Origin of the sequence: Neolewinella persica DSM 23188, from assembly GCF_000373105.1 — a bacterium.
Lineage (GTDB): Bacteria > Bacteroidota > Bacteroidia > Chitinophagales > Saprospiraceae > Neolewinella > Neolewinella persica.
On record NZ_KB890443.1, the window covers coordinates 21,851 to 36,262 of the forward strand.

13 protein-coding genes are annotated in these 14,412 nt (G+C 48.1%); 2 read left to right on the top strand and 11 right to left on the bottom strand.

What is annotated here, in order from left to right:
* Positions 1-56: 56 nt before the first annotated feature.
* From B036_RS34595 to B036_RS0118150, 9 genes are all read right to left on the bottom strand, one after another.
* Positions 57-866, bottom strand: coding sequence for a nuclear transport factor 2 family protein (locus B036_RS34595; protein ID WP_044103104.1), 810 nt, complete (start codon positions 864-866; stop codon positions 57-59).
* Positions 867-1,613: 747 nt separating this feature from the next.
* Positions 1,614-2,492: an AraC family transcriptional regulator gene (locus tag B036_RS0118115; RefSeq protein WP_020570150.1), complete on the bottom strand. Its 879-nt coding sequence runs from the start codon at positions 2,490-2,492 to the stop codon at positions 1,614-1,616.
* Between the two features lie 156 nt (positions 2,493-2,648).
* Complete coding sequence (locus B036_RS29945) at positions 2,649-3,359, bottom strand: decarboxylase (RefSeq protein ID WP_157472210.1); 711 nt, start codon at positions 3,357-3,359, stop codon at positions 2,649-2,651.
* Between the two features lie 118 nt (positions 3,360-3,477).
* A complete protein-coding gene (locus B036_RS33655; RefSeq protein ID WP_020570152.1) occupies positions 3,478-3,618 on the bottom strand; it encodes a hypothetical protein in 141 nt (46 codons plus the stop codon).
* 79 nt (positions 3,619-3,697) lie between these two features.
* A complete protein-coding gene (locus B036_RS0118130) occupies positions 3,698-4,777 on the bottom strand; it encodes an SO2930 family diheme c-type cytochrome (RefSeq protein WP_169435076.1) in 1,080 nt (359 codons plus the stop codon).
* A gap of 10 nt (positions 4,778-4,787) precedes the next feature.
* Positions 4,788-6,059: a parallel beta-helix domain-containing protein gene (locus B036_RS0118135; RefSeq protein WP_020570154.1), complete on the bottom strand. Its 1,272-nt coding sequence runs from the start codon at positions 6,057-6,059 to the stop codon at positions 4,788-4,790.
* A 295-nt stretch (positions 6,060-6,354) separates the two neighbouring features.
* Positions 6,355-6,996 (bottom strand): nicotinamide riboside transporter PnuC, encoded by a 642-nt coding sequence (pnuC, locus tag B036_RS0118140; protein WP_020570155.1) that lies wholly within the window; start codon positions 6,994-6,996, stop codon positions 6,355-6,357.
* 365 nt (positions 6,997-7,361) lie between these two features.
* Positions 7,362-8,627 (bottom strand): TonB-dependent receptor domain-containing protein, encoded by a 1,266-nt coding sequence (locus B036_RS0118145; RefSeq protein WP_026232099.1) that lies wholly within the window; start codon positions 8,625-8,627, stop codon positions 7,362-7,364.
* A 35-nt stretch (positions 8,628-8,662) separates the two neighbouring features.
* On the bottom strand, positions 8,663-9,340 hold the full coding sequence (locus B036_RS0118150; protein WP_026232100.1) for a TonB-dependent receptor: 678 nt from the start codon (positions 9,338-9,340) through the stop codon (positions 8,663-8,665).
* A 350-nt stretch (positions 9,341-9,690) separates the two neighbouring features.
* Here B036_RS0118150 and B036_RS0118155 point away from each other — a divergent pair, with 350 nt between their 5' ends.
* Both B036_RS0118155 and gldD read left to right on the top strand, forming a co-directional pair.
* A complete protein-coding gene (locus B036_RS0118155; protein WP_020570156.1) occupies positions 9,691-10,059 on the top strand; it encodes a hypothetical protein in 369 nt (122 codons plus the stop codon).
* A gap of 117 nt (positions 10,060-10,176) precedes the next feature.
* Complete coding sequence (gldD, locus tag B036_RS0118160) at positions 10,177-10,773, top strand: gliding motility lipoprotein GldD (RefSeq protein ID WP_020570157.1); 597 nt, start codon at positions 10,177-10,179, stop codon at positions 10,771-10,773.
* A 44-nt stretch (positions 10,774-10,817) separates the two neighbouring features.
* On the opposite strand, the gene B036_RS32305 is transcribed toward gldD, so the two are convergent.
* Positions 10,818-11,207: a Uma2 family endonuclease gene (locus B036_RS32305; RefSeq protein WP_020570158.1), complete on the bottom strand. Its 390-nt coding sequence runs from the start codon at positions 11,205-11,207 to the stop codon at positions 10,818-10,820.
* Positions 11,208-11,474: 267 nt separating this feature from the next.
* Positions 11,475-14,354: an ATP-dependent Clp protease ATP-binding subunit gene (locus B036_RS0118170; RefSeq protein WP_020570159.1), complete on the bottom strand. Its 2,880-nt coding sequence runs from the start codon at positions 14,352-14,354 to the stop codon at positions 11,475-11,477.
* Positions 14,355-14,412 lie beyond the last annotated feature (58 nt).

Here is a 14,412-nt window from a genome sequence, read left to right on the forward strand (position 1 = left end):
AAAGGAACATCAACAATGTTGATGTTCCTTTCACATTAAGCATTGAATGAGTTATTCTAGAATTTTCCGTTTTCGTTTTTCCACTCCGCTTTTGGTGGAATCGGCGCAATCACATCCCAGTGCTCTACGATCTGCCCGTCTTCCAACCTGAACAAATCGTAAAAGGCGGTGAGCTCTCCTTTACCAAACTTTCCTTCGCTGAGGGTAAGCACAAAATTGCCTTGCCCCAATACCTTGTGAAGTTTGGTGTATTCCATCACCAATCCGTTCTCAGCGAAGTACTTCATTGCTGCACCAAAGCCTTCCAGGCCATCGGCAACTGCAGGGTTGTGCTGGACATAGTTCGTCGGGTTGATGTACGTCGCTACCTTATCCATTTCATGGTTCAGCAAGACTTTCTCGATGAATTCACGGGCGATAGTTTTGTTGGCCTCCGTCTTATCCAGATCGGTAATCTCTGTAGCACCGTCAAATTGAGTCCTGCCACTTGGGTTGGGCTTTTGAACCTCTAGCAGGTTGTCCCAATGCTCCACAATCTGTCCGTCCTCGAAACGGAACACATCGAACCCGGCTTTAGGGCCAAAGAAATCGTATTCGGTGTGGGTAAACACATAGTCGCCATCCTCAAAGGCACGAACGACATTAGCCTTAAAGCCTTGTGGTGGTGCGTGCTGCATCACTTCACCAAAGCCCTGTAAACCATCTGCAACAGACAGGTTGTGCTGAACGTATTCATTTGGATTGATGTAAGAGATAGGTGTTTGATCACCGGTATTAAAGCTGTTCAGCAGTGCGACAGCTTTGTCTTTTTTCGATAATTCCATAGTAGTATTATTTAGTGAAGAAATTATTTGGTAGCGCCCCATTTGAATGGAGGATTGATCCATCATGCCCATGAACTCTTTGGATATGGCATTATCCATAAAGGGCTTTAATGCAGCATCCGAATTTTTCTTATTATCCCAGTACACAGCTACGATTTGCTCACCACCTTCATTGACTCCAGTGATTCTTTGTAAAAACCCTTCCTGCTTTGCAGTAAATCCGATTTCTACTTTTTTATTAACCTTATTAAATACAGCCATGTCAGCACCGGACTTGGTGCCAAATGACATCACTTCAATGAAGTCGCTATTGTTCGCTTTGAACTCATCCTTCACTAGGTAACGGGACATTTTCATCGACGGCCCATCAATCATTGAAGCATAATCCGCAACTGATTCATCAGCCATGAATTTCTGCATAGAGGCTTCGGCATCTTCAAGCGTATTCCAGTAGACCAGGACAGCGTACTCTCCCTTTTCATTAACGCCACTCTGGCGTTTAATAAATCCTGGTTGCTTACTCGTGAAGTTGTTCTCAATTTCAGCATCTAGCCTGTTAAAAGTGGCGGCGCTGGTTGTCGCCTTTGATGTAAAAGTGGTTACCTCTAACACCAACTGGGTGCTGTTACAGCCGGCAAGTAATAATCCTATTACTACCAGCAACATTGATTTAAAATACATAGTGCTTCGTTTTGATGCTTTGGTTATTTGATACTGCAAAACTATGGCGAGCCCGCAGTGGCCTAGCTATCAAAATGACGACAAAAATGGTAAAAGTGTAACCAGTTGTTACGGCAGCTGTCTAAACTTGAGCGGCGTAGTATTGGTATTCTTCTTGAAAAACTTAATCATATTGGCAGGGTCTTCAAACCCCGTCTTATAGCCTACTTCACTTACTGACAGAGAGGTAGACACCAAGTAGCGCTTAATCTCTATCGTCACGAAATCATCAATAAAGGCCTTAACTGTTTTGCCCGTTAGCTTCTTCACAATATCGTTTAGCAACTTATAGGAAATGAACAACCTGGAGGCATAGTCTCTTGAACTCCTGGTGTTTACATACTCTCTTTCGAGCATGTCCTTAAACGCACTAAATATTTCCAACCAGTGTTTTTTAGCCCCACTTGTGGACTGAACTTCTTTTGTTCGTTCAGCCTTAAGCAACAGCACATGAAGTAGTGCACGTAGTATCTCCGACTTAGCAAAGCTGTTTGGGAAGACATATTCACTATAGAGTCTGTTAGCTATGCCAATAAAGCTATCCTCCCCCATCTCTTTTTGGTGAATGGTTGGCGCCTCAATATGGTAGTTGAATAACCGGTTCAGCTTAAGGTTATCCGATAAGAATCGGCGCTCAGCAATAAATAGGCTACTGAAAATCATACAGAGCCCATCAGCCTCAGACAGTTTTTGGGTAAAATGATGTACTTGGTTTTTAGCAACGAAAAGAGCACTCCCCTCAAGTAATTCGTACGACTTAAAATCGACAAAATGGGTGTACGAATTGCTGGTTACAATCAATATGAGGTAGAACTCGATTTTGTGCGCAGCAAACGGATCATGATCCGTTATGTCGTTCAACTTTCTAAAGAGCTGTGCAAAATCTATCACCTCAACATCAAGACTGGCGTTTCGATCGAAGAATATTTTTGGTAATTCTTTGTCCATATTTCCTTTATTAATACCAGCGACGTACCACCCAAAAACTTGCTTCAACACTAATCATTTCCCCCTCCATACAGCAACAGACTGAGCTTGGTGTTGGGTTGAATTCAGCTACTGCAGTAAATGGATACAGGACACTCTTCTCGGGCAATCTCTCACTTACTTAGGAAGTTTCAGCGTCATTTTCCCATCCAATTCAAAGTCATCAACGTGTCCCGCTATTGTTCCGTCAGCCAACCGCATATGGATGTGCATATTCGTCGTGTGATGGGTAAAAACAGCATGGTGAGCATCTGAGTAGAATCCCAGCATTACTATTGCGGCGTTTTTTGCCGTCCCGTTTAATCCCGAGGAGATGTGCTTTTCGTGCGAATGTTCCGTATCCCCATCCTTCCAGTTGATCACGTGCCAATCAGTTTTCTTCACAACACCTTCCATTATAAATGGAAAGGGTTCGCTTACATCAATTCCGTTTTCTAGCGCCGATTTTGCGACAAAAGCTTCAAATTCTTCTTTAGTAACGATTGTATCAGGCACCGGAAACTTACGCCATTCCGCTACCGCGGCAGCGACAAAAAGCGCAGCTTTTTTCCCGTAACTACTGTCGAATTTCATCACCCCGTCTTCCACGTAGGAATTGACTGGGTGACCATCAAATATTTGAATCTCCCCTTTTAAATTTTCCATAGCACCAAGCGCATATAAATGCTCTACCTTCTCATATTCCGACAGGGCCACTTTAGCCGACACATCGTTTTTGTGCATTAAGTTCATCAACGCTCCTGCGTATTCTACCTTGAAGGACGGTACTTTCTCTACTGATTCTATCTCTTTTTCTACTGGGTTACCACACGATATAGTAATCATCAAAATTACTATGTATAATATTGGCTTGATCCTGGAATGCACGCTTTAGTGTTTTGTGATGAGCGGCGACAAGGTACGCTTCTTAGTAAATAAAGCTGTGTTTGGATTTTCCACCATTGCCCTACTTAAGGAAAACATACAGCTGTTGCGAATACTCGCGGCCTACTCCTGAGATCAGCTCGCTGAGCTCCGGGCAGCGTAGTATCATGAGCAGGGTGAGTTTAAAGGCAATCAGGGCCTGGTGGCCGGTGTGTAGGGGCATGAACCTGCCTGGGGTTAATGCTTGCATGGGGGATTAAGAACTTGAGAGTGGACTATCCCAAAATTTGCTTTTTAAGCGACTACAGACTCTTTATCCAGCTCTCTATCAATGCTACACCCTCAGTGTCAACCAGGTTTTTTCCTATCTCAGGCATAACGATATCAGGTTCCAAATGCTTCATTCTGTATAACAATATTGACGCTTCAGGTTTGCCACTAACGATGTCAAAGGCTAGGTACCCAGACCCTTTGCCTGCGGCAACTGGCGGTTTATTGACGCCTAGTCTGTACAAATCTGACTCTTCATATGCTAAATGCAAACCTGATGTCTTAGCCGAACCTCCATCCTGATGACAATGGGCACAATTAACGTCTAAATATGCTCGGGCCCGACCGTCTAAAGGCTCTGATTCATCCTTATAGTCTGGCAGTTTGGCCACAACAGAAAGAGGTGGCAGATCTACTAAAAAGTGATTGTCGGAAAGAAAGGCCAACTGATTCTGGCTAACACTGATAAACTGATTTTCCCGATTTAGTTGTCGGGGCGTAGGCCCTAATGGCACTAATTTTTGATTCTTGACATGACAGTTTTTACACATATTAATATTTGGCACCGAATAGCTAAAGTTAAGGGGTTCTACCCTTTCATCGTTTGCTTCCAAGACCAAGTCTATGTCTTTTCCCAATATGTAAAGATATGCCTCTGTCTGTTCTTCATTCCACACATACGGCAGCGCAATCCACTCACCATCCTTTTTTAGGAGCAACCGGGTTTCGAGAATAACATCGGTATCGTTGTTTTTTAAGTCAGCATTGGTATAATAAAAGTTTTTAATAATAACAGTACCTTCTGGAAAATCTAAAACCTTTTCGTCAGACACATAAGCAGCTGTGCTACCCTCCGGAAAGGAAATGAATCGACTCTTAGTCGCATAATCTGTAAACAAGGGCGAATTCAACGTATACGGTACCACCTGTTCGGAAGCGGGAATCAATTGGCTAATCGGCTGCTTAAAAAAACCATAATCAGAGAGCTTTTTCAACCCAAGATCCTCATACTTAACAAGTGTATCCTGGCTGGTCAATAACCCAGAAACACTTACGTAATCATTGGCTACAGCAACATTCCCCTGATTCTGACAACCGAGGAGCAAAGCCAATGCAAGGGTACTAATTACAATTATACTCCGAAACATCACTGGTTGCATTTTTAAAATCGTTAATCACATCTAGTCCATAAAAAGAAAAGGATTCTCCTCCTGTTTCAAAGCACAGAGTATAGTCTGCATCCTCGTCTTCCAGGCCATCCCAGAGCACGTCCACCGTTTGAAAAGGCTTTTTAAATAATAGAATCTTTCCAAAATCATTATTAATCGTTGGAAACAGATACGAGTTCTCAAATCTGTTTTCACCTATTTTTATTTGCCTTGGATATGGATTATAATTGGCATCTGAGTTGTACTCATCATTAATTGTACGTACGGACCCCACAACACCCGGAGCTTCTTCTGGCCGACTATTTCGCTTGCCCAACTCATAAATCAATTCATAACTGGCAATCGCGATAGAAGTTGTCTTATTATCGGTAAAGGAATTATCATGAAAATAAACATCTTCAGTCCCCAACACCAAGCTTCCCGTACCACTAGGCACCTGCCCGACTATGGCTCCCGCCTTAGCAAAATTACTGGTGTTATTCTCATATACTGTATTATTATACACCTCTATATTCTTCCCATATTGGGTCAGCCCAGGCAAATCAAACACCAAGATTCCTCCCGTATTTTCATATACTTTGTTCCCAAATATTTTTACATTTATCGAATTTTCGCTTTCTATTCCTGCTACATTGTATAAGGCTTCATTATTACTAATCACTACATCAACCGACTGCCCTACATAAATCCCTGCATCCGAAGAACCAATAGCTTTACATTGGTCTATGACGACATTTCTACACAGTACGGGATAAAAAGCATAAGCCCCATTGTCTTCACTCACTTTACCCGTCCATGAACTCTCTACATTTCTAAAGGTAATCCCATTCGTATCCATCACCTTAATGTTGTCTCCTTTAGCATTTTCTACGGTAAGGTCCTGTATCGTGATATTATTACCATTGGTTATTCTAAGACCCTCTGCACCCTTGGTTTGCCCGGCAAAATTTAGCACCGTCGCACCCATCCCGTGCCCTTTAATCGTTACATGACTAACACCGTCTAGTGGTAGTGCCTGGCTTATGGAAAATTGGCCTTTGGGTAATTCAATGACAGTACTATCTTTAGCTAATAAAAACTGAGAAAGAATAGTTTGTTCTGTCCCCTTATCTGCGGTGTAATTTCTTTCGGGGGAATACGTGGGAAAAGGTTCACTTTTTAGCACCAAAAATAAAATTACCAACCCTACCAGGAGAAAGATCAATAGGAACATAATTTTTTTCATAACGCCTAATATTTTATTTAAGACACTCTAATCCAACGCTAAACGATTGGCCTGAAAGTTGGATCAGGAAGGGTTAAAATCCCACAGCGAATTCCGGACTTTTCAGGGGCGCCTATTCGAAAGGTATGACTCCACTGCCTATTGACGAAGTTAGATAATACTACTCATATTTGCCCGCTTAACTTGCTGAAAAGTCTTGTAGTCATCAGCTACCGCACCGCAAACAACCTCTCTGAGAGCTTACTAGAATGGGCGTCTGTGTAAAGGTTTGCTCCATGTTCAGTTAACCAATTTCCTAATTGTAAACCGGCCCGTGATCTGTAGTGGCTCGCCAACTTATATACCAACCCACTCCTCCGGCAGTAGCCAACCCCAAAAATACAACATACTCCATCCCCACCAGTACAATCCCCTTGCTGAAATAAAGCACGATGCTGACGAGGTCCACCAACACCCAAAGCACCCAGCTCTCGAGCACCCGCCGGGCTAGAAAGAAAGTGGCGATGATACTGGCGACCGTAGTGAAGGCATCGGGATAAGGGAAGGCTGCCGGCTCGGGGAAAACCGTGGGTAACAGGGTATGAACGTGGCTCATTAACGTCCCCTGCACCAGCGTCCCCGCCAAAATAATGAATGCCCATAACCAACGTTGCTGCCCGTCAAGGACCCTGATGGGCGATGCAGTTGCTCCATTTTTCTGCTGCCAGAAATACCAGCCGTACAGGCTCATACCAAAGAAATACACCTGCAACAGCGCATCGGAATACAGGCGAAAATGATAGAACAGCACCGCGAAACAGATCACGTTGAGTAACCCGACCGGCCAGGTCCAGACGTGGTTTTTCACCGCCAACCAGACGCTGATGAGGCCGGCAATGGTGCCAATCAATTCTATCCAGGAAATGGGGTAATTTAGTAAAGTGAAGGCGGTTTCCATATGTAAGAGTTGTAGAGTCGCTTCGCTCCAGTTGCAAGGGTTGCAGGGTCGCTTCGCTCAGGTTGCAGGAGTTGCAGAGTCGCTTCGCTCCAGTTGCAGGGGTTGCAGGGTCACTTCGCTCAGGTTGCAGGAGTTGCAGGGTCGCTTCGCTCAGGTTGCAAGGGTTGCAGAGTCGCTTCGCTCCGGTTGCAGGGGTTGCAGGGTCGCTTCGCTCCAGTTGCAAGGGTTGCAGGGTCGCTTCGCTCCGGTTGCAGGAGTTGCAGGGGGTCCAGGGTCACTTGGTTCTGGTTACAGTTGTTGCAGACAGTGCGCGAGTTGTAACGCCTGCAACAACTGCAACCCTTGCAACTAGGAGCGCAGCGACCTTACCAGCGATAAGTTACCGACATCCATCCATTAACCCCCGCCCTGCGGTGAAAAGTAGGCCGGCCATAAATGTCCAGCTGCCCGTTAGTGGCATAGCTTTCGTCGGTGAGGTTAAATGCAAAGCCCGAGACCGACCAGCGGCCCTTTGCCCAGCTGACGCGGGCATCAATGGTTGTGAAGCCAGCTATCTCATTTTCGTTCGCCAGGTCGATGAAACTCGCCCCCTGATGACGAAGATCCAGGCCGAAAGACCAGGCGTTACGGCGGTACGTGATCCCTTGGTTGAGCAGTATTCCGGGGCTGAGAACAGGGTCAAAAATGGTGTCATCCTGCGTTATTTTATTGTCGGACAAAGCACCAGACTGATGAACCTCTAAAGCAGGAGACAACCGGTATGAAAGTTGCCATTCCAGCCCAGCGCGATATGACCTGGCCACCGATGACCGCAGCGGCAAACCGTTAGGACCGAAAGCACCACTCAGTACAATTTCGTTCCTGAATCGTAGATAAAAGGCATTCACCCGGTAGTCAAAACTGGTAGTGTTGCCCTGCAGGCCGAGTTCATGATCGAAGACAGTTTCAGGTTCCGTAACGTAAATCAGGGGACCATCCCCCCCCAACAGCAAATCGTCTTCCCCTCCGAAAATATCATTTCGGGTCGGCTCCCTGCCAACGCTACCAAAGCGATAGTAGAGTTGAGACGTACCGGCGGACAGTGTGGCCGCCAGGTTGTAGTTCAGGAAAGTAAAATTAAGTGGTTCGAGGCCAACGCTTCCCTCATAGCCAAAGCTGCTGTGGCGGAGTTGGGCGGCGGCGCGCAGGTGCAATTTTCCGGTCTGACGAGCAAGGGAAGTAAAGCCACTAAACTCCCGCTTTTTGCCGGTATTTACGTAAAGTCCCCCAATCCCTTCCTGGCTGCCAAGGTGCCGGCGCCGGTAATCCTGCAGGTGAAATCCCGTGCGTAATTCCCAGTCGTTTTGCTCATAGGCCAGGTTTGTCAACAGGCCGAGGTTATGGTAAACGAAAGCATAATTCAACAACCCTGCACCAATGTCTGCGCCCACAAAATTATTAAGGTCAAAATCATAGTTCCCATCCTGGTAGCCATAGTAAAGACTGGAGGATAACCGGAGTGCGGAACTGGCCAGGTAAGTGTACTGCACTTTGGCCAGCGTAGTGGTAAAGTTGTCGCGCTCATTTTCGCTGTTTCCGTTCGTGCGGGGTGCCTCCTGTAATAAGGAATCTCTTACGCCCAGCCAGGCCATCTGGTTTTGTTGGGTACCGGCAAAGGCCGTGAATTTCAGCAGGTGCTTTTCTCCGGTTCGCCCCAGCTGGACGAAAGCCGAGGTCCCTTCATGGTCGCGCTATGGTCCCTGAAGCCGGAGGACCCCAGACGGCTCCCCCGGGCATAGAGGTTCCAGCCCTTATTGCCCAGCCGCCGCTGCGCGGCGGCGGAGACGCGGTAACTGCCAAAGGAGCCATAGCCCGCCGTCACCTCGGTAAATTCTTTGCCGGAAATCACCGGGCTCAATAGCTGGACTGACCCAGCATAAGCCGCCGTGCCATTCACATCTACATTAATCCCTGGTTGCAGCTGCACGGCTCGAATACTGCTCAGCAGATCAACGTAGTTGTTGAAGTAAAAGCCCTGGTCCTCCGGCTCATTGAGCGGAACACCGTCGAGCGTAAAGTTCAGGCGCGTCTGGTCGATACCGCGTAAGCGGAAGTAAGCATAGCCAAAGGCACTGCCCGCGTCGGTAAATGCAGTAACGGAGGGCTGCCGCTCCAGCAACAAGGCGGGTTCCTGGCCGTAGTAGTTTACGCGTAGGTCTTCGCGGGAAAGCGCAGCCACCGGTCTTGCCTCCGGGCCGGAGGCCCAGGCAGGGGCTACTACAGTAATTGGCCTGAGCTCCAGACTGTCTTGTGCCTGGAGCTGGACGATAAGGAATAGTGTTAATAGTAGGGGTGTGTATTTCATGGAACGGTCTTTCGGGACAAAGCTAGGATAAATTAACTTAGCTTACAAATTAAACTAAGATGAATAATTATAGCGTTTTGCACGTCCATCTATTAATGACTGATGATAGCGATGATTAACACTTCTTTCTCCCCAGATCACCTTTAGCGGCTATTTCAGCCAACGATGCATCGGACGTTGGGCGAAGAAACACCTAGCCATCCAATGCCTCTGATTATCAACTTTCGTCGAACACAAGGACCGGTTTATCTTAAAAAATCGACTACGTGCAACCCCAGTTTGATCTTTGTCGTCCATTAAGTAAATAGCACCTAACCCTTTCTTATTCAACCCAATAAAACCATATCTAAATGAAAAATCTATTATTTTCCGCGTTCGCTTTCCTTTTCCTGGCCACTGCTACCGCCATGGCGGGACCAGCCGTTGCCACGACTACCGTAGAGCCCCTCATCGTACGCAGCCACCTGGCCGAAGGCGGTCTGGAAGTCATCATCGCTAACCTCGAGCAAGAGAATGCGACCGTTACGCTCACCAGTCTGGATACGGACCGCGTTTTCTTCAATGACCGTATCCGGAAGCACAACGGCTACAGCTATAAAATCAACCTTGATGAGCTGCGCCACGGTCGTTACATTCTCGCCGTCAAGAAGGGCAAGACCATCCGCAAGCAGGTGATCCTCGTCAACAAGAAGGGGGTTTTATGTAGTGATTGGAAATAAGGTCAGGTTATCGGGTTGTCGGGTTATCTGGTTGTCGAAACACCTTGTTGACAACCCGACAACCTGACAACCCGACAACCAGACAACTTGATAACCCGGGAGGACGTTACCATTTCCATGCGTAACGTCCTTTTGCTTTTGGTCCTTTCTTTTCTTTTTACCGCCTGCGGCGGTGGTGACCTTCCGATCCCCAAGCCACGCTCCTACCCTAGGGTAGATTACCCGGTCCGGGCGTATGAAAACGTAGGTGCTGATTACTGCCCATTCAGCTTCGACAAGCCGGTCTCCGCCACCATGCGTCAGGAGACCACCTTCTTCGATGATGCACCGCCGAATGCATGTTGGTTCGACCTCAAATTAGCAGAAGGCCTCAACGGAAGCGTTCATTTCAGCTACTATCCGTTAAAGACCATAGCCGATTTTGAATTTCACCGCGACAAGGCCTTCCAGCTGACCGGTGAGCACATGAAACGCGCCAGCGACATCGAGGAAATCGTGATCAACCGTGCAGACGCAAACGTTCACGGCATTGCTTTCGACGTTTCCGGTCCTGCGGCCAGTCAGTTTCAGTTTTTCCTAACGGACTCCACCCGCCACTTCCTGCGTGGTGCGCTGTATTTCGATGCCGTGGTCAACCCGGACTCCCTGGCACCAATCGTTGCCTACGCAAAGGAAGATGTGTACCGGATGGTGGAGACGTTTGAATGGAGATAGTCGAACTAGTGATCGAAGAGCGAAATTGGTATCACCTTGACTTGCTATTTCAACTGTAGAATCAATTCCCTTCCTGAGAATTTCCCCAAGTATAAGCTTTCGAACTCATCCTTTTCAACATAGGTATTTTCGGATGCATACACCCCATCCACTTGATTAGGCTTAGTGTATTGAAAGATTACCCGGTTATACACATCAATGACCCAATATTCCTGAATTCCCGCTGCTGCATAAGCTGAATACTTTGCAGTCTTATCACGATGCAGTGTCGCATCTGACACTTCTATCACTAACAACAAGTGCTCTGGTCCTGGGTGATAGTTATGATAGCGCTCTAATGGGCCCTTTGCAACATAGATATCCGGTTCAGGTTCAGAATTATCAAGTAAGGTAACAGGATCTTGCACACCAATCACATGGTCATTTGAGTTCAAGAATCGCTCATAGAGTGATTTAGTAAGGTTTCACACAGACAGCATGGGCATTACCAACAGGGCTCGTTTCAATTATTTGACCGAATAACAACTCTACTTTATCGTCAGAAGTAAGAATCCCTGTATCAATCATGGCGTGGTATTCTTCAATAGTCCAAGACCTCCGCTTTAGCGAAAGCATGGAGCGTTCTATAGTTTGCGAAAGCATGATGATTGGTTTTACTTACTTATAATAATAGAATTCGTAGTAAGATAGTTACTCAGAGCCTACTTCTTCTTATCCGCCTTCTTCACGTCTTCCGTAGCGTCCAGCAAATCCTGGGTGGCCTTCTTTAGCTCAGCCACATCTTTTGCACTTTCCTCAGCTGCTTTTTCTGCCGCCTCAGCTGCTTTAGGCTTCGGCTTGGAGCGACCACGCTTACGTTTAGGCTTTGACTCTGCTTCTTCCTTTGCGGCAGCTTTGGCTTTTTCTGCCAGCACCGCTTTTGCTTCCGCGGCAGCTTCTTCGTCCACTTCGGTAGCTTTTTCCTTTGCTGGGAAGGGCTCTTTGCCGAAGGTCAGTTTGCCCTGTCCCAGGTCAGCGTAGATGGTGTCACCGGCAATGAATTTGGCAGAGATCAGATCTTTACTCAACTCATCCGACAAGTCGGATTGTAGCACTCGCTTCATCGGGCGGGCACCAAACTGGGGGTCGTAGCCACGGTCGGCCAACCAATCCATGGCCTTGTCACTGATCTTAAGCACCATGCCCTGACGGGCCAGCATTTTTTCGATCTTACGCAGCAAGAGACGGGCAATCTGTTTGATCTCCGGCAGCGTCAGGGGCAGGAACATAATCCGCTCATCGATCCGGTTTAGGAATTCGGGGCGCAGTTCTTCTTTCAGGGTGTCGAATACCTCTTCCCTGGTAGTAGAAATGATGTCTGCCCGGTGTTCTTCACCGACGCTCGCAAGGTCTTCGAAGTTCTCAAGAATCTTATCCGCCCCCATGTTGGAGGTCATGATGATGAGGGTGTTCTTGAAGTTAGCTACCCGGCCACGGTTATCCGTTAAGCGTCCGTCATCGAGGACTTGCAGCAGGATATTGAAGGTATCAGGGTGTGCCTTCTCAATCTCGTCGAGCAGAACGATGGAATAGGGCCGTTGCCTCACCGCTTCGGTCAGCTGGCCACCTTCGTCGTAGCCAACGTATCCGGGAGGGGCACCTACCAGGCGACTCACCGTGTGGCGTTCCTGGTATTCACTCATGTCGATCCGGGTGATGGCCGTTTCGTCGTTGAAAAGGACTTCGGCCAGGGCCTTAGCCAGCTCGGTTTTGCCGACACCGGTGGGGCCGAGGAAGATGAACGAGCCGATGGGTCGGTTCTCATCCTGCAGACCGGCGCGGGAGCGCCGGACGGCATCGGAAACCGCAACAACCGCTTCGTTTTGGCCGATCAATCGCTTGTGCAACTCATCTTCCAGGCGGAGGAGCTTATCGCGCTCGCTTTGCAGCATACGTTGTACGGGAATCCCCGTCCAGCGGGCCACCACTTCGGCGATGTCGTTGGCCGTAACTTCTTCGTTGGTGAATCGTTTTTCGTCGGGCAGTTCCTCCAGTTCTTTTTCTGCAGCTTCGATCTGTTTCTGCAAATCAGCTAACTGCCCGTAACGGATCTTGGCGACGGTCTCGAAGTCGCTGGCGCGTTCGGCCTGTTCGGCCAGATGTTCCATCTCCTCCATTTGCTTTTTCAGGGCCTGGCTGTTGTCCACCAGGTCCTTCTCATTACGCCAGCGGGCGCGTAGGGAATCCCTGGTTTCGCGGGCGTTGGCGATTTGCTCTTCGATGATCTTCAGCTTGGGAGCGGACCCTTCCCGTTTGATGGCTTCCTTCTCAATTTCCAGCTGCCGGACTTTCCGGTCAGCTTCATCGATCTCTTCTGGTACCGAATCCAACTCCAGGCGGAGGCGGGCGGCAGATTCGTCGATCAGGTCGATCGCCTTGTCGGGTAAGAATCGATCAGAGATGTAGCGGTTACTGAGTTCGGCGGCAGCCACCAGAGCTTCGTCGAGGATTTCAATCTTGTGGTACACCTCATAGCGTTCCTGCAGACCGCGCAGAATCGAGATGGTATCTTCCACACTCGGCTCCTCAATACGTACGGTTTGGAACCTACGGACCAACGCCTTGTCCTTTTCGAAGTATTTCTGGTATTCGTCCAGAGTGGTGGCACCGATAGTACGAAGGTCACCACGGGCCAGAGCTGGTTTCAGAATATTGGCTGCGTCCATGGCGCCGTTTCCGCCGCCGGCACCGATCAGGGTGTGAATTTCGTCGACAAAAAGGACGTAACGGCCATTACTGTCGGAGACTTCCTTGATGATGCCCTTGAGGCGTTCCTCAAAGTCTCCTTTGTACTTTGCACCAGCCAGCATTCCGGCAATATCGAGCACAAATATCCGCTTCTCTTTCAGGCTTTCCGGCACATCGCCTTTGACGATTCGCCAGGCAATCCCTTCTACAATGGCGGTCTTACCGACTCCGGGTTCACCGATTAACAGGGGGTTGTTCTTCTTCCGTCGGCTGAGGATTTGCAGCAGGCGGCGAATTTCCTCATCGCGTCCCACAATGGGGTCCAGCTTGCCGCTTTCCGCGCGCTCATTGAGGTTAATGGTGTATTTATCCAGCAGGTTATAGGTGTTATCATCACCGGGTTCGGAGACGGTTTTACCCTTGCGGAGCTCTTCGATTGCCCCACGGATGCCATCGTTAGTGGCACCGAGTTCTTTCATTATCCGGGCTCCTTTATCACTGGCTCCCTGGATGATGCCGAGCAGCATCAGCTCGATGCTGATGTACTGGTCGCCAAAATCTTTAAGCATTTTTTTAGCCCTGCTCAGGGCGCGGTTAGCGTCATTGGTCAGGTACTGCTTGGTCGCGCCTTTCACTTTCGGATAGTCAACCAAGGACTCCTTGATCTCACGACGCACTGCGGCAGTGTCTACGCCTACTTTTTTAAAGATAAAATCTGCGACGCTTTCGTCGATCGTAATAATGCCGGCCAGCAGGTGGGGCGTATCCACTTGTTGCTGGTCCATTTCCTTAGCGATCTTCTGGGCCTGAATAATGGCCTCCTGAGCTTTGGTAGTAAAATTTTCGTAAGTCATGGGGTGAAGATAAAGGAGGAAAAGGGAAAAGGTGTAAGGGGAACGGGGAAAAGGAGGA